The organism is Pseudomonas sp. F9001, from assembly GCF_013385435.1.
Taxonomy (GTDB): Bacteria; Pseudomonadota; Gammaproteobacteria; order Pseudomonadales; family Pseudomonadaceae; genus Aquipseudomonas.
The window spans coordinates 332,062-353,297 of the sequence record NZ_JACAPX010000024.1 but is presented as its reverse complement, the minus strand read 5'-3'; the positions used below and the strand labels follow the sequence as shown (position 1 = coordinate 353,297).

20 protein-coding genes are annotated in these 21,236 nt (G+C 62.1%); 14 read left to right on the top strand and 6 right to left on the bottom strand.

Annotation, left to right across the window (positions count from 1 at the left end; genetic code table 11):
• Positions 1–27 precede the first annotated feature (27 nt).
• Entirely contained in the window at positions 28–2,229 is a 2,202-nt protein-coding gene (locus tag HX818_RS23215; protein ID WP_102368020.1) for a cation-translocating P-type ATPase, read from the top strand.
• The gene (gene cueR / locus HX818_RS23210) at positions 2,226–2,627 is read left to right on the top strand and encodes a Cu(I)-responsive transcriptional regulator (RefSeq protein WP_008430758.1); all 402 of its coding nucleotides are present in this window, start codon (positions 2,226–2,228) and stop codon (positions 2,625–2,627) included. Before HX818_RS23215 ends, cueR begins: the two co-directional genes overlap by 4 nt.
• 145 nt (positions 2,628–2,772) lie before the next feature.
• On the opposite strand, the gene HX818_RS23205 is transcribed toward cueR, so the two are convergent.
• The gene (locus HX818_RS23205; RefSeq protein WP_008438985.1) at positions 2,773–3,672 is read right to left on the bottom strand and encodes a PA4780 family RIO1-like protein kinase; all 900 of its coding nucleotides are present in this window, start codon (positions 3,670–3,672) and stop codon (positions 2,773–2,775) included.
• Positions 3,673–3,823: 151 nt separating this feature from the next.
• Positions 3,824–5,101: an acetyl-CoA C-acetyltransferase gene (locus HX818_RS23200; protein WP_177020797.1), complete on the bottom strand. Its 1,278-nt coding sequence runs from the start codon at positions 5,099–5,101 to the stop codon at positions 3,824–3,826.
• Positions 5,102–5,215: 114 nt separating this feature from the next.
• Here HX818_RS23200 and HX818_RS23195 point away from each other — a divergent pair, with 114 nt between their 5' ends.
• From HX818_RS23195 to HX818_RS23175, 4 genes are all read left to right on the top strand, one after another.
• The gene (locus tag HX818_RS23195; RefSeq protein WP_177020796.1) at positions 5,216–6,568 is read left to right on the top strand and encodes a 3-oxoacyl-ACP reductase; all 1,353 of its coding nucleotides are present in this window, start codon (positions 5,216–5,218) and stop codon (positions 6,566–6,568) included.
• Positions 6,569–6,570: 2 nt separating this feature from the next.
• A complete protein-coding gene (locus HX818_RS23190) occupies positions 6,571–7,419 on the top strand; it encodes a MaoC family dehydratase (protein ID WP_177020795.1) in 849 nt (282 codons plus the stop codon).
• A 292-nt stretch (positions 7,420–7,711) separates the two neighbouring features.
• The gene (locus tag HX818_RS23180) at positions 7,712–9,436 is read left to right on the top strand and encodes a collagen-like triple helix repeat-containing protein (protein WP_256350150.1); all 1,725 of its coding nucleotides are present in this window, start codon (positions 7,712–7,714) and stop codon (positions 9,434–9,436) included.
• Positions 9,437–9,611: 175 nt separating this feature from the next.
• The gene (locus tag HX818_RS23175; RefSeq protein ID WP_177020793.1) at positions 9,612–11,297 is read left to right on the top strand and encodes a ShlB/FhaC/HecB family hemolysin secretion/activation protein; all 1,686 of its coding nucleotides are present in this window, start codon (positions 9,612–9,614) and stop codon (positions 11,295–11,297) included.
• A gap of 115 nt (positions 11,298–11,412) precedes the next feature.
• Here HX818_RS23175 and HX818_RS23170 read toward each other — a convergent pair whose 3' ends face one another.
• Entirely contained in the window at positions 11,413–11,820 is a 408-nt protein-coding gene (locus HX818_RS23170; RefSeq protein WP_003212897.1) for a response regulator, read from the bottom strand.
• A gap of 65 nt (positions 11,821–11,885) precedes the next feature.
• Positions 11,886–12,077 carry a Flp family type IVb pilin gene (locus HX818_RS23165; RefSeq protein ID WP_008438993.1) on the bottom strand — a complete coding sequence of 64 codons (192 nt, stop codon included), beginning with the start codon at positions 12,075–12,077 and terminating at the stop codon, positions 11,886–11,888.
• 315 nt (positions 12,078–12,392) lie between these two features.
• On the opposite strand from HX818_RS23165, the gene cpaB reads away from it, so the two are divergent.
• Genes cpaB through HX818_RS23125 form a run of 8 tightly spaced genes read left to right on the top strand, consistent with a single transcriptional unit; the run spans position 12,393 to position 19,838 of the window.
• Positions 12,393–13,328 (top strand): Flp pilus assembly protein CpaB, encoded by a 936-nt coding sequence (cpaB, locus tag HX818_RS23160; RefSeq protein WP_102605223.1) that lies wholly within the window; start codon positions 12,393–12,395, stop codon positions 13,326–13,328.
• A gap of 20 nt (positions 13,329–13,348) precedes the next feature.
• Entirely contained in the window at positions 13,349–14,572 is a 1,224-nt protein-coding gene (locus tag HX818_RS23155) for a type II and III secretion system protein family protein (protein ID WP_177020792.1), read from the top strand.
• Positions 14,569–15,759 (top strand): pilus assembly protein, encoded by a 1,191-nt coding sequence (locus HX818_RS23150; protein WP_177008345.1) that lies wholly within the window; start codon positions 14,569–14,571, stop codon positions 15,757–15,759. Before HX818_RS23155 ends, HX818_RS23150 begins: the two co-directional genes overlap by 4 nt.
• A complete protein-coding gene (locus tag HX818_RS23145; protein ID WP_008438997.1) occupies positions 15,756–17,027 on the top strand; it encodes a CpaF family protein in 1,272 nt (423 codons plus the stop codon). The genes HX818_RS23150 and HX818_RS23145 overlap by 4 nt, the downstream gene beginning before the upstream one ends.
• Positions 17,028–17,038: 11 nt before the next feature.
• Positions 17,039–17,923: a type II secretion system F family protein gene (locus HX818_RS23140; RefSeq protein ID WP_003212908.1), complete on the top strand. Its 885-nt coding sequence runs from the start codon at positions 17,039–17,041 to the stop codon at positions 17,921–17,923.
• A 1-nt stretch (position 17,924) separates the two neighbouring features.
• Positions 17,925–18,809: a type II secretion system F family protein gene (locus HX818_RS23135; RefSeq protein WP_087693099.1), complete on the top strand. Its 885-nt coding sequence runs from the start codon at positions 17,925–17,927 to the stop codon at positions 18,807–18,809.
• 11 nt (positions 18,810–18,820) lie between these two features.
• Positions 18,821–19,543: a tetratricopeptide repeat protein gene (locus HX818_RS23130; protein WP_032899853.1), complete on the top strand. Its 723-nt coding sequence runs from the start codon at positions 18,821–18,823 to the stop codon at positions 19,541–19,543.
• Between the two features lie 22 nt (positions 19,544–19,565).
• A complete protein-coding gene (locus HX818_RS23125; protein WP_008439006.1) occupies positions 19,566–19,838 on the top strand; it encodes a DUF3613 domain-containing protein in 273 nt (90 codons plus the stop codon).
• On the opposite strand, the gene HX818_RS23120 is transcribed toward HX818_RS23125, so the two are convergent.
• Positions 19,835–20,623 (bottom strand): response regulator transcription factor, encoded by a 789-nt coding sequence (locus HX818_RS23120; protein WP_102605218.1) that lies wholly within the window; start codon positions 20,621–20,623, stop codon positions 19,835–19,837. The genes HX818_RS23125 and HX818_RS23120 overlap by 4 nt on opposite strands.
• A gap of 114 nt (positions 20,624–20,737) precedes the next feature.
• Positions 20,738–21,223 (bottom strand): prepilin peptidase, encoded by a 486-nt coding sequence (locus HX818_RS23115; protein WP_003212917.1) that lies wholly within the window; start codon positions 21,221–21,223, stop codon positions 20,738–20,740.
• Positions 21,224–21,236: the final 13 nt, after the last annotated feature.

Here is a 21,236-nt window from a genome sequence, read left to right as displayed (position 1 = left end):
GGGGCAATCTCTCCTGGAGTACTGCCCATGAACGGATCCACCACCTTCGACCTGCCGATCAGCGGCATGACCTGCGCCAGCTGCGCCGGGCGGGTTGAACGGGCACTGGGCAAAGTGCCCGGGGTGCAAAGTGTCAGCGTCAACCTGGCCAACGAACGCGCCCACATTGAAGTGCTCGGCCAGATGGACCCCGGCGTGCTGATCGCCGCCGTCGACAAGGCCGGCTACACCGCCACCCTGCCCCAAAGCGAAACCGCCACCCAGGCCAGCCAGGAACAACGCCTGAGCCATGAACGCTGGTCGTTGCTGCTGGCAATCCTGCTCGCCGCGCCGTTGGTGCTGCCGATGCTGGTGCAACCGTTCGGGCTGCACTGGATGCTCCCGGCCTGGGTGCAATTTGCCCTGGCCACCCCGGTGCAATTCATCTTCGGTGCGCGCTTCTATATCGCGGCCTGGAAAGCCGTGCGCGCCGGAGCGGGCAATATGGACCTGCTGGTCGCCATCGGCACCAGCGCCGGTTACGGCCTGAGTATCTATGAATGGCTCACGGCGTCCGCCGGCACAATGCCCCACCTGTATTTCGAAGCCTCGGCGGTGGTGATCGCCCTGGTGCTGCTGGGCAAATATTTGGAAAGCCGCGCCAAGCGCCAGACCGCCAGTGCCATCCGCGCTCTGGAAGCCTTGCGCCCCGAGCGGGCGATTCAAGTAATCGACGGCCGCGAGCAGGACGTCGCCATCACCGCCCTCAAGCTGAATGACCTGGTGCTGGTCAAACCCGGCGAACGCTTCCCGGTGGACGGCGAAGTGGTCGAAGGCCAAAGCCACGCCGACGAAGCCTTGATCAGCGGTGAAAGCCTGCCGGTGCCGAAGCAGCCTGGCGACGCAGTCACCGGCGGCGCCATCAACGGCGAAGGCCGGCTGCTGGTGCGCACCCTGGCCCTCGGCGCGGAAAGCGTGCTGGCGCGGATCATCCGCCTGGTGGAAGACGCCCAGGCCGCCAAGGCACCGATCCAGAAACTGGTGGATAAAGTCAGCCAGGTGTTCGTGCCGGTGGTGCTGGTGCTGGCCTTGGCCACGCTGGTCGGCTGGTGGCTGTATGGCGCACCGCTGGAAGTCGCGCTGATCAATGCGGTGACCGTATTGGTGATCGCCTGCCCTTGCGCCCTTGGCCTGGCCACACCTACCGCCATCATGGCCGGTACCGGCGTTGCCGCCCGCCACGGCATCCTGATCAAGGACGCCGAAGCTCTGGAGCGCGCCCATGAAGTCAGCGCCGTGGTGTTCGACAAGACCGGCACCCTGACCTCCGGCGCACCAAAGATTGCGCACCTGGCCGCCATTGACGGCAATCAAGGGGCGCTGCTGCAACAGGCCGGCGCGCTGCAGCGCGGCAGTGAACACCCATTGGCCAAGGCGGTGCTGGATGCCTGTGCCGAACAAGGTTTGAACGTCGCGGATGTCAGCGCCAGCCAGTCCCTTACCGGGCGTGGCATTGCAGGCACCCTAGATGGCCGGCAACTGGCGCTGGGCAACCGTCGCCTGCTGGAAGAAACCGGCTTGAGCACCGGTGATCTCGCCGACTCGGCCAGTGCGTGGGAGGCCGAAGGCCGAACCTTGTCCTGGCTGATCGAGCAAGGCCCGCAGCCCCGCGTGCTGGGTTTGTTTGCCTTCGGTGACACGCTTAAACCGGGCGCCCTGCAGGCGATACAGGCACTCAAGGCTCGGCATATCAGCAGCCACCTGCTGACCGGCGATAACCGTGGCAGCGCCCGCGTGGTCGCCGAAGCCCTGGGCATCGATGACGTGCACGCCGAGGTGTTGCCTGCGGACAAGGCGGCTACCGTCGCCGAGCTGAAAAAGACCGGCGTGGTGGCAATGGTCGGCGACGGCATCAACGACGCACCGGCCCTGGCCGCGGCCGACATCGGCATCGCCATGGGCGGCGGTACCGACGTGGCGATGCACGCGGCAGGTATTACCCTGATGCGCGGCGACCCACGGCTGGTGCCGGCAGCCCTGGAAATCAGCCGCAAGACCTATGCGAAAATTCGACAGAATCTGTTCTGGGCCTTTGTGTATAACTTGATCGGCATTCCGCTGGCGGCGTTCGGCCTGCTCAACCCGGTGATGGCTGGCGCGGCCATGGCCCTGTCCAGTGTCAGCGTGGTGAGCAACGCACTGCTGTTGAAAACCTGGAAACCCAAGGACCTGGAGGACGAGCGTCCATGAACATCGGCCAAGCAGCACGCCAAAGCGGCCTGAGCGCGAAGATGATTCGTTACTACGAGTCCATCGGCTTGTTGAAAGCCGCCCATCGCACCGACAGCGGCTACCGCATTTATGGCGCCGATGACTTGCACACCCTCGCGTTTATCAAGCGCTCGCGGGACCTGGGGTTTTCCCTGGAAGAGGTCGGCAAGTTGCTGACGCTGTGGCAGGACCGGGGACGCGCGAGTGCCGACGTCAAGGCGCTGGCCCGCCAGCATATCGATGAGCTGAACCAGAAGATCCTCGAGCTGGGGCAATTGCGCGATACGTTGCAGGACCTGGTGGAACACTGCCAGGGCGATCACCGGCCGGATTGCCCGATTCTCAAGGAGTTGGCGTCGGGCAGTTGTTGCACCTGAGCAAGTTTAACCAGGCATGCACGGAACCTAATGTGGGAGCGGGCTTGCTCGCGAATGCGGAGTGTCAGTCAATACATCAGTTGACTGAACCAGCGCTTTCGCGAGCAAGCCCGCTCCCACATTTGGATATCCACTCGCCGTTGGATCACTGCATCCAGGGCGGCGGTGGCGGCTCTTCCGACGCCTTGCTCGGTGGCGCATCGTCTGCCGCGCGAATCGCCTGGCGACGCTCTTCATCGAGCCGCGCCGCTTCGATCTCGCGGATAACACCGCCCACGTCAGCCAGCTCTTCCGGTTCGTCGAACTCGCCGGTCAACACACTGGCCGGGTGCAGAGTGCCGGCTTCATACAGCGCCCACATCTCCTTGGCGTACTTGGTCTTCTTCAATTCCGGGGCAAAGCGCCCGAAGTAGGAAGCCATGTTGCCCACATCCCGTTCCAGCATGCTGAACGCGTGGTTGTTGCCCGCGGCATCCACCGCCTGAGGCAGGTCGATGATCACCGGGCCCGTCGGTGTCAGCAGCACGTTGAACTCGGAAAGGTCACCGTGCACCAGGCCGGTACACAACATCAGCACGATCTGGGTAATCAGGAAGGCGTGGTATTCGCGGGCCTGGTCCGGCTCCAGCGTCACGTCGTTCAAACGTGGCGCCGCGTCGCCGTATTCATCGGCCACCAACTCCATCAGCAGCACGCCTTCGAGGAAGTCGTACGGCTTGGGCACGCGAACACCCGCACCGGCCAGGCGAAACAGCGCCGCTACCTCAGCGTTCTGCCAGGCATCTTCGGTTTCTTTCTTGCCGAACTTGGAGCCCTTGGCCATGGCCCGGGCCTGACGGCTGTTGCGGACCTTGCGGCCTTCCTGGTATTCGGACGCCTGACGAAAACTTCGTTTATTCGCCTCCTTGTAGACCTTGGCGCAACGTAACTCGTTGCCGCAGCGCACCACGTAAACAGCTGCTTCTTTACCACTCATCAGTGGGCGCAGCACCTCGTCGACCAGACCGTCCTCGATCAGGGGTTCAATGCGTTTAGGAGTCTTCATCAGCTTTTATTGTGGGTCCTTTATTACCAAACACGCGTATGGCACTCGTTATACGGCAATCCTCTCGCCGCGGGGAGAGGGTACCGACCTTTGACCGCTTAAGAATGCATCCAATATGCCAAATTGACCGGCGGCCCGATCATAGCCGAGATCAGCGCTCAATAATCGCGGTGACGCCCTGCCCCCCGGCGGCGCAGATCGAGATCAGGCCCCGGCCCTTACCGGCTGCGTCCAGCAGCTTGGCCAGGTTGGCGACAATACGCCCGCCCGTGGCAGCAAACGGATGGCCGGCGGCCAATGAGCTGCCCTTGACGTTCAAGCGGCTGCGGTCGATAGAGCCCAGCGGTGCATCCAGCCCCAGGCGGGTCTTGCAGTATTCCGGATCTTCCCAGGCTTTCAGCGTGCACAACACTTGGGCAGCGAAGGCTTCGTGAATCTCGTAGTAATCGAAGTCCTGCAGGGCCAGGCCATTGCGGGCCAGCAAGCGCGGTACGGCGTACACCGGCGCCATCAGCAGGCCTTCGGCGCCGTTGACGAAATCTACCGCCGCCGCTTCGCCATCACGCAAATAGGCGAGAATCGGCAAGCCGCGCTCCTTGGCCCAGGCTTCACTGCCCAGCAGCACCAACGAGGCGCCATCGGTCAGCGGCGTCGAGTTACCGGCGGTGAGGGTGCCCTTTTCACTGCGCTCGAAGGCGGGCTTGAGGCTGGCGAGTTTTTCCAGGGTCAGGTCGGGGCGCAGGTTGTTGTCGCGGGTCAGGCCAAGAAAGGGCGTGAGCAAATCGTTTTGCCAGCCTTCGGCGTAGGACGCGGCCATTTTCTGGTGGCTTTCCAGCGCCAACTGATCCTGCTCGGCGCGGGGTATCTGCCAGGTCTGCGCCATCAACTCGCAATGCTGGCCCATGGACAACCCGGTGCGCGGTTCGCCGTTGCGCGGCAGCTCCGGCTTGAGGTGATGGGGACGAAGTTGTAACAAGACTTTAAGTTTATCCGCCATGGATTTGCTGCGATTGGCTTGCAGCAGGATTTTGCGCAGGCCCTCATTCACCCCGATAGGCGCGTCGGACGTAGTGTCGACGCCGCCGGCAATCCCGCTTTCGATCTGCCCCAGCGCAATCTTGTTCGCCACCAGCAACGCGGCTTCCAGCCCCGTGCCACAGGCCTGCTGAATATCGTAGGCCGGGGTTTGCGGCGACAGGCGCGAGCCCAGCACGCACTCGCGGGTCAGGTTGAAGTCGCGGGAATGCTTGAGCACCGCCCCGGCGGCCACCTCGCCAATACGCAGGCCGTGCAGGTTGTAGCGCTCGATCAGGCCTTCGAGGGCGGCGGTCAACATCGCCTGGTTGCTCGCCGTGGCGTAAGGGCCGTTGGAGCGGGCGAAGGGGATGCGGTTACCGCCAATGATCGCTACACGGCGCAATTGAGTCATGGAAAGCTCCCTTGAGGTTATGGGGTGAATCTCTGAGCCTAGCCTAGGCTCAATCGAACGACTTTCACCTATTGATGGTCCACCGTTTGAACCCCAGCACTCGGAGAGCGTTCCATGTCTGACCGTTATATCGACTTCGCCAACTCCAGCCTCGGCCATCGCCTGGTCGCCGCCATTGGCCTGCCGTCACCGGTACGCCTGGAACGCTGGCAGGCCGGACGCCTGCGTCCGGTGGAGGGTGCACTGCTGATCGGCGGCGGCCCGCTGGCAACAAAAATCCTGCCATTCGCCAACAAGCTGACCGACGCTATCTATAGCTACGGCACCGAACCGTCGACGGCAACCACCTGGATTCCCGGCCACGGGCCCAAGCTCAAGGCCGTGGTATTTGACGCCAGCGAGTTGCAGCACACCGATCAACTCAAGCAGTTGCGGGAATTCTTTCAGCCGTTGATGAAGAACCTCGACCACAGCGCGCACCTGGTGATCCTTGGCCGTGCCCCGGAAAGCCTCGGCGACCCGTTTGCCGCCAGTGCCCAACGGGCCCTTGAAGGCTTCAGCCGGTCGCTGGCCAAAGAGCTGCGCAGCGGCGGCGTCCTGCAATTGCTGTACGTAGGCGACGGGGCCGAGGATCAATTGGAGGGTGCGTTGCGGTTCTTCCTCTCGCCGAAAAGTGCCTATATCTCCGGCCAAGTCATTCGCCTGAACCCTTGCGCGACGCAGGTCGCGGACTGGACGCGCCCGCTCGCCGGGCACAAGGCCCTGGTGACCGGCGCCGCCCGCGGCATCGGTGCCTCGATCGCCGAAACCCTGGCCCGCGACGGTGCCGAGGTGATCCTGCTGGACGTGCCACAAGCCAAGGCCGACCTCGATGCCCTGGCCGCGCGCCTGGGCGCCCGCAGCATCGCCCTGGATATCTGCGCCGAAGACGCCGCCACCCAACTGATCGAACACCTGCCGGACGGCATCGACATCGTGGTGCACAACGCCGGCATCACCCGCGATAAAACCCTGGCCAACATGACGCCGGAATATTGGGACGCAGTCTTGGCAGTCAATCTCAACGCGCCGCAACTGCTGACCAAGGCGCTGCTGGACAGCGGCACCCTGCACGACAACGGTCGCGTGGTGCTGCTGGCATCCATCAGCGGCATCGCCGGCAACCGCGGGCAAACCAACTACGCCGCGAGCAAGGCCGGGCTGATTGGCCTGGCCCAGGCCTGGGCGCCGTTGCTCGGTGAGCGCGGGATCAGCATCAATGCCGTGGCCCCAGGCTTTATCGAAACCCAGATGACCGCACACATTCCCTTCGCCCTGCGTGAGGCCGGGCGCCGTATGAGCTCCCTGGGCCAGGGCGGCTTGCCCCAGGACGTCGCCGAGGCGGTGGCCTGGCTCGGCCAGCCGGGCTCGGGCGCGGTCAGCGGGCAAGCGTTGCGGGTGTGTGGGCAAAGTCTATTGGGAGCGTAAGCATGGAGTGGCACACATTAGGCAGCACCCCGTTCCTGCCACCGCTGTATTGGCGCGCGGCACTCAAGCGCAAGATCACCGGCACCACGCTGCCCGAGCAAGGGTTGCGCTGCCGGGTCAGTGTGAACCCCAGGGAAGTCGCGGCCTATCGCAAGGTCTGCGGGTTTGCCGACAGCCCGGTCTTGCCGGCCACCTATCCGCATATCCTGGCATTCGGCCTGCAGATGCAATTGCTCACCGACAAGGCATTTCCTTTCCCGCTGCTGGGATTGATCCACCTGAGCAACCGGATCCGCATCCTGCGCCCGTTGGGCGGTGTGAGTGACTTGACGGTCGGCGTTTACGCGCAGAATTTGCAGCCCCATGCCAAGGGCGCGACATTCGATATTGTGACCACGGTCGAGGATTCACTGGGGCTACTGTGGGAAGCGCAAAGCCGGATGCTCTGTCGCGGTGTGAAACTCGATGGCGCAGCAACGGACAACCCGCTGCAACCCCCTGCTGCTGTCGCCGAACTGACCCGCTGGAAAGCCCCCGCCGATGTTGGCCGCCGCTACGCTCGGGTGTCCGGCGACTACAACCCGATTCACTTGAGCACCCTCACTGCCAGGTTATTCGGCTTTCCCCAGGCCATCGCCCATGGGCTGTGGAACAAGGCCCGCACACTGGCGGCACTGAGTGAGCATTTGCCAGCCGCCAATCTCGAGATAGATGTCGAGTTTAAAAAACCGGTGCGTTTGCCCAGTGAGGTAACGTTGTTCACGAGCGCCCCCGGCTCCAGCGGTGAGCTGCAACTTAAAGGCGCCGGGGACATTGAACACATGGTCGGCCGCTGGCGGCCCATCGCCTGATAAATTGTATATATACATCTTAAGTTATAGCGAGCTATCGATAGCTCGCTACTCTTATCAACTCATTGATTTTAATAAACTTACAACTTAAACACCGCTGCCTTCTACACCCTTGGTATTAGTCGTTAAGCAAACTAACTCTTCGTGTATATAAATCGTTAATACCAAGTTGAGCGTTGCGAGAGCGCGCACCCGGGACTGTTATAGCCATAACGGACGAATGTATCGCTGTCCCTAGAAACAGCGAACTTCGAAAACAACAAAGGCTGTACCAGGTGCAAGGAACTCAATCATGAAAACTCAAGTCGTGTTGTGGAAAGCAAGTACCGCGCTGGCCCTGATTCTGGCAGTAAGCCTCGGAGGCTGCAGCAGCGGTGGTGGTGGTCATCACAGTAGCGTCGCAGCCTCCTCTCCGGATGCTGGCGGCGGTACTGGCGGTGGAACAGGTGGAGGCACCGGCGGCGGTACCGGTGGTGGCACTGGCGGCGGCACTGATGGAGGTACCGGTGGTGGCACCGGCGGCGGCACTGGTGGAGGTACCGGTGGTGGCACTGGTGGAGGTACCGGCGGTGGTACTGGCGGCGGCACCGGTGGTGGCACCGGCGGCGGTACTGGTGGAGGTACCGGTGGTGGCACCGGCGGCGGCACTGGTGGAGGTACCGGCGGCGGTACCGGTGGCGGCACTGGCGGCGGCACTGGCGGCGGCACCGGCTCGACCACTCCCCTGGTCACCGGCCAGGTAGTAGGCGCTGTGGGCGGTGTCGTCGGTAATGTCGGCACCACGGTAGGTAACCTGGGCACGACCCTGACCACTGTTCCCATTGTCGGCACCACTGCCGGCGGGCTGGTCACCGCGACAGGCACCGCCGTCAACAGTATCGGCGGCGGCTTGAGCAACGGCCTGGGCACGCTGGGTACCAATAGCAACTCCGTGGGCACAACCGTTGCCGGTGTGGCCGATGGCGTTGCCGACCTGGGCACCGGCGTTTCCAACACCGGCAAATCCCTGGGCACCACCCTCGGCGGCATTCCCGTCGTCGGCGGCTTGACCGGTGGCGTGGGCGGTGCGGCAGGTGGCGTGGTTGATCAGGTCGGCCAGGCCGTCACCATGCTCGGCGATACCTTGAGCACTGCCAGCACCACCGGGCCATTGGGCAGCGTGACCAATACGGTGGGTAAAAGCGTATTGGTACCGGTGGTCTCCCTGGTGGAAAACACCACCGGCAACCTGGGCAATAAAACAGGCCTGGGCAACCCGGTCGGCGGCGTACTGGATAAAGTCGGCTCCACTGTCACCGGCCTTGGCGGCCAGGTGGCCAGCGCCGGCGGCGCAGGCAACCCTGTCGGGACACTCGTCGGTGGCGTGTTGACTGGCGTTGGCACCACCCTTGATAAGTCGAGCGGTTACGTCAACCCGGCCACCACGACCCCTCAATCGGGCCTGCCTGAACTCGTCGGCGGTCTTGTCGCCAACGTCGGCAACGGCCTGAATGCCGGCAACACCAACGGCACTGTCAGTGCAGCCGGTGTGACCGGCGGCCAAGTGGGTAACACCGTCGCGTCGCTCGGCACCCTGATCGGTGGCAATGGCGTGGCCAACACTGCAGCCACGGCTCCTGTTGCAGGCCTGGCGACCAATGTCGGCACCGCACTCAACCCAGTGACCTCGGGTGTTGCCAACCTGACGCAAAACATCGGCACCAGCACCGGGATCGGCGCACCGGTGAATGGTCTGGTTACCCAGGTCGGCGGCGCAGTCAGCAGCCTGGGCACCAACCTGACGGCGGCGAATGCCAATCCGGTGACTAACGCTGTGGGCGGAACCCTGAATGCCGTCGGCAATACCGTCGGCTCGGTGGGTGGCCTGGTAACCGGCGGCACCAGCAGTAACGGTGGCGGTCTGCTCGGTGGCTTGAACGTGGGTGCCGGTGCCTCCGCTACGGGCACTGCCAATGCAAATGCAAACACAGGCGGCGGCCTGGGAGGTCTGCTCGGTGGGCTGACCGGCAAAAAATAGAATTGCACCTGGCCATTAGACGGCCTCCCCTACAGCGCCTACGCTTGGTTGAGACGAGAGATTCCAACGAGTCTCTCGTCTTTTTTATTGGCCAATGAATGGCTTTGCGAACCGTGTCCCGGAACCCGGCGGGCCTAGCGAAAACGCTGCAGCAGTTTTGACCATGGAGTGTCCTATGCGCGCCTTGACGCCTTTGTTTCTGCTCACCCTCATTGCTGCCAGCGTCCATGCCGAGACCCTGCCCAGCTACCTCAACAGCAACGACACCATTCGCAACCTGCCGGTACCCAACCTCCCCGCCGATGCCTATCGCCCGGTCACCCCACAGACCCAACTGCCCGAGCCGGCGGCAACCCAGGGCCAGCCATTGTTGATGGACACCAAAGTGACCATCCGCAAGCTGCAAATCGACGGTGGGACGATCTACCCGCTCCAGGATGTGGCCAAGGTTTTCGAACCGCTGATCGGCCATGAAACCAACCTGGCACAACTGATCGAAGCCACCCGCGGCATCACCCGCCGCTACCAGCAGGACGGCTACCTGTTGTCCTACGCGTACCTGCCCGACCAGCGCTTCGAAAACGGCCTGGTGCGCGTGGTGCTGGTGGAGGGCTACATCAAGGATTACAACGTGCAGGGCGACATAGGCTCGGTCTCGGCCTACGTCGACAAACTGGCGGCCAAGCTGCTGGCCGAGCGCCCGCTGACCCGCAAGACCTTCGAACGCTACACCACCTTGATGGGCCGCATTCCAGGTGTAACGCTGCAGGCGCAAGTACCGCCGCCTGGCACCACCGATGGCGGCACGCGCATGCAGATCCAGGCCTCGCGCAAACCCTTCACCAGCAGCATGAGCATGACGGACGACAGCCGTGGCGGCCTGCAAGCCCTGATCACCGGCACCAGCAATTCCCAGACATCCCTGGGCGAACAACTGAGCGTCAGCGGCCTGTTCCCGCCCGGCGAGGACAAGGAGCACTACTACCGCCTGGGCTACAGCCAGTACGTGAATGCCGAGGGCACTCAACTGGTGGTCAACGCCGAGCGCTACCGCGCCGACCCGCGCAGCAACGTGCAGCTGGACGGCGGTTTTGAACTCAAGCCACACCAGGAGGTTGACCGCTACTCCGTCGGCCTCAGCCATCCGCTGATTGCCTCCCCTACCGAGTCATTGACCCTGGGCACGCGACTCTATGCCGTGGACCAGACCACCCGTTATCAACTGGTGGGTTTCCCGCAACGTTTCGACCTGGAAACCAACCTGCGCGCCCTGGCGTTCGAAGGTGACTGGCGCAAATCCGACACGCGCCAACTGCGCATTCTCAGCGCCGGCCTGTACCAGGGCATCGACGGCCTGGGCGCCAGCACCCGGAGTGACTTCGAGGGTATAAAACCCGACATCGACTTCTTCCGCCTGCGCGTCTCGGGCGTACAGAGCGACAAGTTCTTCGACAACTGGCAAGGCGTGGCATCGGGGGCCTTCTACTGGAGCAACGACACCCTGCCCGACAGCGAACGCGCGACGTTCGGCGGGCAGAATTTCGGGCGTGGCTACCCGGATGACCAGGGCTCGGGCGACAAGGGCTGGGGCGTGGCGTATGAGGTCAACTACAGCTTCAACCGCAGCGGTGAATGGGTAAAAATCCTGCAGCCGTACGTGGTGCTCGACAAGGCCAAGACCTGGTTCAACGAACTGCCGGCCAAGGGCAACAACATGTCATCGGCAGCGGTGGGCCTGCGCTTCGGGGATAACAAGTACTACAACATCGCGCTGGAAGCGGCCAAGCCAATGTCGGATATCGCCCTGGACAGCTTCAATCGGCGGCCACGGTATACGCTGAGTTTCAGCTACCAACTCTGAACCCTGTGGGAGCGAGCTTGCTCGCGAAGAACGTCCAGCCAACGCGGGGAACCAGACTGCCCGCGTTATCGTTGACGTTTTTCGCGAGCAAGCCCGCTCCCACACAAGCTCACTCCTACATCAATCTGATTTTGGGGATGGGGAAGAGGTTGTTGAGGGTATCGATCAAGCGCACCAGGTAGATCGGCTTGCGGAACAGGTCCAGCACCTGCAGGCGCAGCATGTCACTGACATCATCCATCTCGGCGTGGCCGGACATGACGATCACCGGCAAGTGCTGGCGAGCGGTGTGTTCGCGCAGACGCTTGATCAAGGAAATACCACTTTCCTCGGGCATGCGCAGGTCGGTAATCACCAGTGCGATATCGGGGTGCAGGGTCAGCTCCTGCAAGGCAAAGGTGACCGAGGTCGCGGTAAAACAGACAAAGCCTTCATTCTCCAGCGACTCGGCCAGTTCAATAAGGGCGTCCTCTTCGTCATCCACCAAAAGGATTTGTTGCCGGGGAGCCGAAGAGGAGTTCATGTGGAAATGCCTGATACGCAATAGATCATTCAGCGGAACCTGCACGTTTTAGGCGAGTACCGGGGTCAGGTATGAATGCCGGCCTGTATCGAGTTGAAGACGCCGGTTATGGCCGTCCGGATAGGTGTAATAAAAGCAGCCAGCGCCACAGCGACCATCGCCGCAACCAGTGCGTATTCGATACCCGATGCGCCCTCTTTGGAATAGAAAAAAATCTGGACTTTGATGAAACCCATGCGAATAAGATCAAGGAACATAATGACTTCTCCTTTGCGCCCACGGCGCTGGTATCGCGGCATCACAAAAATGATTTCGGTGTGCCACTAGAGCATTGTCAACAAACCCCAGACCAACAACTGTAAGAACTGATTAATCACAAAGTATTAGTCGGCCGGCTGACGCCAAAAATCCCACTTTCGCAGAGGTTTCTGGAGATATTTTTCGCCCGGTAATGGCGTTTTGTCTTAGCTGAACTACCTTCAAATAGCGAAATAGTTAGAAGCTTGAAGCGATCCGGATACGCAAGCATTAGTGGGAACAGCAGTGGATGCAGCAGGAAAGGGAGAGCCTTCATGAACAGTCGGATTAGCTTGATCCTCGCCGGGCTGCTGTTGGTAGGTGCACTGATTGCAGGCTACTGGGGCCTGGTACTCAGCCGCCCTGCCCCTGTCGCACCGCCCGTGCCCCAAACACCTGAAGTCGTGCAACCCGTCGCCGAAGACCAGACCCGCCAACCGGTGGTGGTGCTGGCCCATGACGTTGCACCTTTTGTTGCGCTCACCGCCGCCGACCTGACCCTGGAAAAACTGCGCACGGTTCCCGCCGGCAGCCTCACCAGCCTCGACCAGGCCGTGGGCAAGATCCCGTGGCGGCCGCTGTCGGCCGGGACCTGGCTGACCGAGGAGAGCTTCAACTCCGGCGGCACCCTGGCGCGAATGATCCGCCCTAACGAACGCGCGCTTGCCGTCGCCGTGGATGAAGTGATCGGCGCCAGCGGGCAACTCTCCCCGGGGGACTATGTGGACGTCCTGCTCTTCCTGCGCCAGGAAGCCAGCAACCCGCAGCAGTCCGCACAAATCGTGGTGCCCGCCTTGCGCCTGCTGGGCGTCGGCGATCAACTGGGGCTGACCAACGACGGCACGCCCGGCTCCGTGCCACCGACCACCCCGGACGAAAAACTCAAGGCGCAGCAGAGTCGCGCCAGCGCGCGCACGGTACTCCTCGCCGTACCGGAGGAGCTCCTGAGCCGGCTGATGCTCGCAGCCCAGTCCGGCGTACTGCGCCTGGCTGTACGCAGTGCCGACGAACAACTGCTGAGCCAATACTGGGCCGGTGAAACGGAGTCCGCGACCCACCTGGAAAACACCCGGCGCGAGCTCTACCAGTTTAACCAGCTGGCCTTCAGCACAGCGCCCGTCAACGGCCTGAGTCCCGCCGGCAATGGTGCGCCAAGGCGTTCAGGCGTCGAAGTAATACGTGGCAATCAGGTTACCCAACAAACGCCCTGAAAGAGCTAAGGATGCCTTGAATGAGCAGTCGTTTCGTGTGGTCTTTTTCGCGAATTTTCTGGGCACTTCTCACCCTGAGCCTGCCTGTCGGCGTTGCACTGGCAGCACCCGGCAACTGCACGGGCCTGGGCCAGCTGCCGCCGGTGCTGGAGGTGGGTGAAGGCGCTCAACAGGCTATCCAGTCGCCGGTGCCGATTACGCGGCTGGCCATTGGCGATCCGAAAGTGGCCGATGTGCAGGTCAACGGCAACCAGGCGTTCCTGCTCACCGGCATCGCCTCGGGCACCACCAGCCTGATGGTCTGGACGGCCTGCTCCAGCAGCCCGCGCCAAAGCATGGTATTCGTCAAGGGCAAGGCCACGTCGGCCCTGACCAGCCTGGCCCTGTCGCCGTCCGATGACCCGACCCTGCCCAGCCAGGTGCAAACCGACATCCGCTTTGTGGAAGTGAGCCGCACCAAACTCAAGGAGGCCAGTACCTCGATCTTTGGCCGGGGCGGCAACTTTCTGTTCGGCGCCCCGAACAATGTTGCCAACGCGGCGGCCACAGGATTCCGTGGGCTCCCGGTGAACAACGACACCTTCAACATCGGCTTTGGCGGCGGCCGTGTCTCGGCCATGATCAACGCCCTGGAAAGCAGCGGCTTTGCCTACACCCTGGCCCGGCCGAGCCTGGTGGCGCTCAGTGGCCAAAGTGCGACCTTCCTCGCCGGTGGTGAAGTACCGATCCCGGTGCCCAGCAGCGGCAGCAACACCATCTCCATCGAATACAAAGAGTTCGGTATTCGCCTGACCCTGACCCCGACCGTCATCGACCATGGGCGGATTTCCCTGAAGGTCGCGCCAGAGGTCAGTGAGCTGGACTACACCAACGCGGTCAACATCCAGGGTATCTCCGTGCCGGCGCTGACCATCCGGCGCACCGACACCAGCATCTCCCTGGCCGACGGCGAAAGCTTTGTGATCAGCGGCCTGATCAGCACCAACAACACCTCCAGCGTCAGCAAATTCCCGGGCCTGGGTGACATCCCGATCCTCGGTGCATTCTTTCGCGACTCCAGCATCAATCGCCAGGAAAAAGAGCTGCTGATGATCGTCACCCCGCACCTCGTGCAGCCCTTGGCGGCCAACGCCCAACTGCCTTCGTTGCCAGGGGAAAAGCTGCGCAATTACGACCCTAACTGGTACCGCCTGTATTTCCTCGAAAACGGCAATTTCGACCGCCGCAGTGGACTGTCCGAATGAGTGAGAGCCTGAGCCAGACCTTTTTGGCAATTACCCGCAACACCACGGATCTGGAATGGCTTCAGGGCGCACTCGCGCCCCTGGGGCAAGTGGTCAGCGCCGGTGCCGGCAGCCTCGACGAACTGTTGGCACTGGTAGACGTGACGTTCGCCAACCTGGTCTTCATCGGCCTGGACCGGGAACACGTCACCACCCAGTGCGCCCTGATCGAAGGTGCCCTGGAAGCCAAGCCGATGCTTGCCATCGTGGCCTTGGGCGATGGCATGGACAACCAGCTTGTACTGAACGCGATGCGCGCCGGCGCACGGGATTTCGTGGCCTACGGCTCGCGCTCCAGTGAGGTTGCCGGCCTGGTTCGGCGCCTGAGCAAACGCTTGCCGGCGGTCACCCCGAATACCCATCTAGGCGGGCTGACCGTGCTCTACGGCACCCAAGGCAATGCCGACGGCGCGCTGATCGCCAGCCACCTGGCGCTGGTGGTGCAAAAAAGCGGGCAGCAAACGCTGTTGCTCGACCTGGGCCTGCCACTCGCTGACAGCCTCGCACTGCTGGGGCTGGAGAGTTCTTTTCATTTCGGCGACGCCCTGCGTCACTTGCGGCGCCTGGACTCAACCCTGATCAACAGCGCCTTCACCACCGCCGAAGCCGGTCTGCGCATCCTCGCCTACCACAACAACGACGAGCCCCTGGAACGGACCAGCGCGGCCGAGCTGTACATGTTGCTCAGCGCCCTGCGCCAGCACTTCCAGCACATCGTGGTGAACCTGACCGGCCAACCCGACAGCGAAGCCTTGCGCACCTTTGTCAGCCATTGCGACAAACTGCTGTGGTGCACCGACCAAAGCGTGCCGGACTGCCGCCGCAACCTGGCCGTACTCAACCTGTGGCGGGAAAAAGGCATGAAACTCGACCATGCCCGCCTGCTGGTAGACCGCTACCTAAAGGGGGCCGCCCCGGACTCGGAGGCACTGGGCAAGAGCTTCGGGCTGGAAGTAATCGCCGTCCTGCCCTGGAGCCCGGAAGTGCGCCTGAGTGCCAAGAACCAGGCCCAGACCCTGTTCGCCCTGGCCCCACGGGAAGCCCTGACACAGACGTTGCGCGGCTTGGGTGAGCGCCTGGCAAAACGCTCCGAGGGCCTGGAAAAACCCTCCACCAATTGGCTCAACCGCCTTCTGAGGACCAAATGAACGGCGAGAAGCTGTTTGGCGTCGCCCCGCGCGGCAACGTCGGCAACACTGATCACGACGGCCTGAAGCTGGTGCTGCATCGCTACATCATCGATGCCATCGAGGATTCGGGAAAAAATCTGCTGGAAGGCACACGCCAGTCCCTGGCGCAGTTTGTGATCGACAAGGTGGCCGAATACATCACACGTATGCACCTGGCGATTTCCCGCTATGAGATGGAGCGCCTGGCCGAAGAGATCGTCGATGAGCTGACCGGTTTCGGCCCGCTGGAAGTGCTGCTGCGCGACCCGACCGTCACCGAGATCCTGGTCAACGGCCCGCACCGGGTATTCGTCGAACGCGATGGCCTGCTGCAACAAAGTGACTTGCGCTTCATTGACGACCACCATGTCGAGCGGGTCATGCAGCGCATCCTCGCACCCCTGGGACGCCGGCTGGATGAGTCGTCGCCGATGGTCGATGCGCGCCTGCCCGATGGCAGCCGGGTCAATGCGATCATTCCGCCGATTGCCCTGGACGGGCCGTGCCTGTCGATTCGAAAGTTTCGCAAGGACATGCTTAAAAGCAGCGACCTGGTGGCCATGCAAACCATCGACCAGGCCATTTTCGATTTTTTCAAGGAAGCCGTCGGCAAGCGCTGCAACATCCTGATCAGCGGCGGTACCGGCACCGGTAAAACCACACTGCTGAACATTCTCAGCCAGTTGATCAACCCCCGCGAGCGCCTGGTCACCATCGAAGACGTGGCCGAGTTGCAACTGGGCCATCCCCACGTTGTGCGCCTGGAAACCCGCCCGCCCAATGCCGAGGGGCATGGGGAAGTGAAGGCCAGTGACTTGATCCGCAACGCCCTGCGGATGCGCCCCGACCGCATCATCCTCGGCGAGATCCGGGGCGTGGAGGTCATCGATGTGTTGACCGCCATGAACACCGGCCACGACGGTTCGATGAGTACCGTGCACGCCAACAACGCCCAGGACGCCTTGCTGCGCCTGGAAACCCTGGTGGGCCTGACCGGCCGGGTCGTCGCGGAAAAAACCCTGCGGCAAATGATCTGCGCGGCGCTGGATGTGGTGATCCAGCTGACGCGCCTGCCCGATGGCCGCCGCTGTGTCAGCGAAGTGGTGGAAGTGGTGGGCATCCGCGAGGACGTGTACGTCACCAACACCCTGTTTCGCCACGACAAGCGCACCGGCTTTGGCTTCCTGCGCGAAGCGGTCAACCCGGCCGGTGACAAGTTGCGTCACGAAGGTCACCTGCCGGTGTAGGAGGCAACCCGATGATCGGTCCGATTCTGCTCGCCCTACTCGCCGTAGCCCTTCTGGTGCTGGGGATAGGCCTGATGCGCAACGGTTTGCGCAAGGCCCAGACCGACCGGGTATTGGAACGCCTGGCCGAAGGGCAACCCCAGGCCATGAAAGACAACGCGGTGACCACCAGCCTGGAACGCACGTTTATCCGTGCAGGCCTCGGCCGGCCAACCGAGCGCCTCGGCCTGTGGCTGACCCTGTGGGCCTTTGGCGCCCTGCTGGGGGGGCTCGTGGGCCAGTGGATAGGCTTGTTTGTGATGGTGGCGGCACCGCCCTTGGCACTGCGCCTGTACATCGCCGTACGCTACCAGCGGCGGCTGCGCCGGATGATCGAACAACTCCCGCAATTGCTCGATCACGCCGTACGCAGCCTGAAATCCGGACGCACCCTGGCGGACGCCATCCTGAGCGGAATCGATGCCAGTGACGACCCGTTGAAAAAGTCCATGGGCCGTATCAAGCGCAATGTGCAATTGGGTGTCAGCCTGCCGGAGGCCGCTCATGACTATGCCGAGTTTTATGAACAGGATGAATTGCGCCTGTTTGCCCTGGGCCTCAAGGTCAACCACCGCTACGGCGGCAACGCCAGTGAGCTGCTGGAAAACCTGATCAAGATGATCCGCGAGCGCGACCAGGGCGCACGGCAATTACGCGCCATGACCGGTGAAACCCGGGTGACCGCGCTGGTGCTGGCGGTGCTCCCGGTGAGTGTCGCGGGCTACTTCCTGCTCGTTAATCCGACGTACCTGATGGCCATGTGGGATGACCACAGCGGCCAACGCCTGATGCTCGGTGCGTTCGCCTTGCAAGTCATCGGATGCGTGGCGCTGTGGCGCATGTTGCGGAGTATCTGAGATGGCGATACTGATCAGTGCCGTATTGTTTCTTGCCGCGTTATCACTGCTGCTGGCGAATATCCTGAGCAGTCGTCGTCAACAACGCGTGGTCGCCCAGCGGCTGCAGGGCGAGCCAAGCCGCAATGACAAAATGAGTGAGTGGTTGCACCAGTTGGGCAGCACCCGGATCGGCCAGCGCACCATCAGCCTCGATAACGAAACCCAAATCCTGCTCAACCGCATGGGCTGGAGAAAAACCAGCCAACGCTCGATGTTCGCCGCTTGCCAGATCGGTTCACCGATAGTTTTGCTGGGGCTGACCGCGATGACACTGGAGCTGTTCTTTCCCGGCACCGAGCATGAGTTTGTGATCTCCCTGCTGGGCCTGATCATCGGCTACCTGCTGCCCAAGCGAATACTGGTGGCACTCGCCAAAAGGCGCCAGGGGAAAATCTCCCGGGAAGTAGCGACCTTCATCCCCCTGGTGCGCATTCTGTTTGAGTCAGGCATGGCCGTGGAGCAGGCGCTCCGGGTCATGGCCTACGACGCGCAAAAGTTGCTGCCGGTACTGACCGCCGAACTGCGCCTGGTGCTGGCACGCGTCGATTCCGGGCTGGAGTTGGGGGAGGAATTGAACAAGGCCAGCCAGATGCTGGACGTCGATGAACTCAGCGACACGTGCCTGATCCTCCAGCAGCTTCTGCATCAGGGCGGCGGGGCGATGAAGTCGCTGCAATCGCTCAAGCAGTTGCTGGATGACCGGCGCCTGACCCGCCTGCAGGAATACATTTCCAAGATGTCCGCCAAAATGTCCGTGGTGATGATGCTGTTCCTGTTTCCCGCATTACTGATCGTATTGGCCGGCCCTGGCTTTATCGCCATCGCCAAAGCCTTCGTGCCTTGAGAGGACATGCAATGAAGACATTGATGGTCGCCTGCAGCCTGTTGTTGTTAAGTGGTTGCGCCAGTAACGGGCAACTGCCGTGGGCGGGTTTCAGCGCGCAGGGCAGTTGTGCCAAGCCCAACTCCAATCAGGAGTTATCGCTGAACCTGGCCGACGACATGGCCAACGAGGGCAAGCTGCACGCCAGCCTGGCCAACCTGCAAAACCTGCCGGACAACCTGCCCCAGGTGCGCCAGCGCCAGGCCAAGGTGTACCGCCTGCTGGGCCGCAGCGAAGCCGAACCGTTGTACCGCAGCCTGCTCGGCACCTGCATGGCTGCCGAAGGCGAGCACGGGCTCGGCCAGCTGGCAGCGGCCAGGGGAGACAACGGCCAGGCCATGGCGCACTTGCAACGCGCGGCCAGGATGTCGCCCACCGACGAGAAAATCCGCAACGACCTGGGCGTGGTGTACCTCAATCAACGGCGCGTGGAAGATGCACGCTTCGAATTCCTCACGGCCATGGAGCTCAAGCAGAGCGACCAACTGGCGGCGATCAATCTGGTGACGCTGATGATCTACCAGGACAACTGGGAACAAGCCGCACAAGTGGCCAGCCGCATGGGCCTGAGCCCGGAACAAGTGACGCAAGCCCAGGCCCGGGCGCAGCAACTCAAGGCGCCCGTCTCACCGACGACAGCGCCAAAAGATCAGGTCGCAACCGTAGGCGACGTGCTGCAAGCGCCGGTCAAATAGGTCTCTAAAGGGAGTACACACGATGAAATTCACACTGCTCGCCACGCTGCTGTTCGCCAGCCTGCCGCTGACGGTGCTGGCTATTGAGCCGGGGCCTTCTTCGCCACAGCAAAAACAGACCGAAGGCTGGCTGCAACTGCAGGTCAGTGGCGAACGCGCATCTCCCATCCGGCAGAAGGCCACGCCCGCTGAACGCGACCAGGCCATGCAACGCCTGCTGGACAGTTACAAACACCCTATTCCTGAGTACTACGACCAGAAACTGGGCGGCAACACCCCAGGCAGCAACAACTAATGCGCAGTGACGCGCTGGCGCGCCGCAGAATTGTTCGGCGATAACGCCAGCGCCAACTGGGTTCGGTTGTGCATATGGGTCAGGCGCAGCACTTGGGACACGTAGAGTTTCACGGTGTTTTCAGTGATGCCCAGTTCACAGGCAATCTGGTAGTTGGTCTGGCCCTTGCCTACCAGCCTTGCGACATCCAGTTGACGGGGCGACAACTGATTGAAGATCGCCGGTATTTCAACCCGGTCAGTGTCGCTGACTTCACCCTCGGCTTCAGTCGACAGGCCGGATTGCGGACTACTGCGCACCTTGTCGAGGTCATGATAAAGGTCATCGATGGACGCCGAGAGAAACTGCAGCTTCTGGTTCAGGTGCCCCAGGTCGAGATCTTTCTGCCGGTCCTGCAGCGCGACCACCTGGCGTTGCAACCCTTCGAGCAGCTCGCCCAAATTGATCGGCTTCTGGTAGTAATCGGCAATCCCGGCGCGCAAGGCCTTGATCACGTCCTGCTTGTCTGCACGCCCGGTCAGCATGATGGCCTCAAAGGCCCGTTGCTTGCCGGCCAGGTGTTGCAGGGCCTGGACCAGTTCGATGCCATCCATCTCGGGCATATGCAGATCGCACAGCACCAGGCCGATCTCGGCATCGTCGCGAAAACGCTCGATGGCTTCCTGGCTGGATGCGCAAGGGACGCAACGGTAACCGTTGCTTTCAAGAAATTCGCAAAGCTCTTCCACGATCAAAGGCTGATCGTCCACCACGAGCACTTTCACTTGAGAGGTAAGCTTGTTCACGCGCTACTCCATGCCTGGCAAGCAAAAGGACCGATGTATCCATTCCGACCATTTTTCCTATACAACCTACCCATAAACGTAGACGTACTTTCCTACTATGTACATAGCGATACCCTACGTGGCGACTAATGGGATCCAAAACCAGGACAGGCAAAAACCGATCAGTAAAAACGGCACGAACGGCTGCCTGGCCGAATGTGCCGGATCAAGGTACTGCAAGGTATTCCTAAGCCCTTGATTCATCAGCGGCCACACCCTGGGCGCCAGCAACAGCCAGGCTGCGCTCGCGAGGCCGGCGCCGATAAAAGTGCCCAGTACGTAGAGGTAGTCGGTTGCCAGCCCCAATGCCGCGATCAGCTTCACGTCACCGGCGCCCAGGCGGCCCAGCGCGTACCCCGGCAGGGTGAACAACAACGCCAGGACAAAGGCCACGCCGCCCTCGACAGCCGGTGCACCGAGCCAGGTCGTACCGCTCCAGAACAGGTAACCCAACGCCAGCAAGGCTGCGCCGAGGGTCAAACGGTTGGAGACCTGACGTAGACGGATATCTTGCACAGCGCACAGCGCGAGCCAAACGACCAGGACGAGGCTTTGAATCACGTAAAAAAAATCC

Coding starts and splice junctions, on each gene's coding strand:
- HX818_RS23215 (WP_102368020.1), top strand. CDS start 28: ATGAACGGATCCACCACCTTCGACCTGCCGATCAGCGGCATGACCTGC.
- cueR (WP_008430758.1), top strand. CDS start 2,226: ATGAACATCGGCCAAGCAGCACGCCAAAGCGGCCTGAGCGCGAAGATG.
- HX818_RS23205 (WP_008438985.1), bottom strand. CDS start 3,672: ATGAAGACTCCTAAACGCATTGAACCCCTGATCGAGGACGGTCTGGTC.
- HX818_RS23200 (WP_177020797.1), bottom strand. CDS start 5,101: ATGACTCAATTGCGCCGTGTAGCGATCATTGGCGGTAACCGCATCCCC.
- HX818_RS23195 (WP_177020796.1), top strand. CDS start 5,216: ATGTCTGACCGTTATATCGACTTCGCCAACTCCAGCCTCGGCCATCGC.
- HX818_RS23190 (WP_177020795.1), top strand. CDS start 6,571: ATGGAGTGGCACACATTAGGCAGCACCCCGTTCCTGCCACCGCTGTAT.
- HX818_RS23180 (WP_256350150.1), top strand. CDS start 7,712: ATGAAAACTCAAGTCGTGTTGTGGAAAGCAAGTACCGCGCTGGCCCTG.
- HX818_RS23175 (WP_177020793.1), top strand. CDS start 9,612: ATGCGCGCCTTGACGCCTTTGTTTCTGCTCACCCTCATTGCTGCCAGC.
- HX818_RS23170 (WP_003212897.1), bottom strand. CDS start 11,820: ATGAACTCCTCTTCGGCTCCCCGGCAACAAATCCTTTTGGTGGATGAC.
- HX818_RS23165 (WP_008438993.1), bottom strand. CDS start 12,077: ATGTTCCTTGATCTTATTCGCATGGGTTTCATCAAAGTCCAGATTTTT.
- cpaB (WP_102605223.1), top strand. CDS start 12,393: ATGAACAGTCGGATTAGCTTGATCCTCGCCGGGCTGCTGTTGGTAGGT.
- HX818_RS23155 (WP_177020792.1), top strand. CDS start 13,349: ATGAGCAGTCGTTTCGTGTGGTCTTTTTCGCGAATTTTCTGGGCACTT.
- HX818_RS23150 (WP_177008345.1), top strand. CDS start 14,569: ATGAGTGAGAGCCTGAGCCAGACCTTTTTGGCAATTACCCGCAACACC.
- HX818_RS23145 (WP_008438997.1), top strand. CDS start 15,756: ATGAACGGCGAGAAGCTGTTTGGCGTCGCCCCGCGCGGCAACGTCGGC.
- HX818_RS23140 (WP_003212908.1), top strand. CDS start 17,039: ATGATCGGTCCGATTCTGCTCGCCCTACTCGCCGTAGCCCTTCTGGTG.
- HX818_RS23135 (WP_087693099.1), top strand. CDS start 17,925: ATGGCGATACTGATCAGTGCCGTATTGTTTCTTGCCGCGTTATCACTG.
- HX818_RS23130 (WP_032899853.1), top strand. CDS start 18,821: ATGAAGACATTGATGGTCGCCTGCAGCCTGTTGTTGTTAAGTGGTTGC.
- HX818_RS23125 (WP_008439006.1), top strand. CDS start 19,566: ATGAAATTCACACTGCTCGCCACGCTGCTGTTCGCCAGCCTGCCGCTG.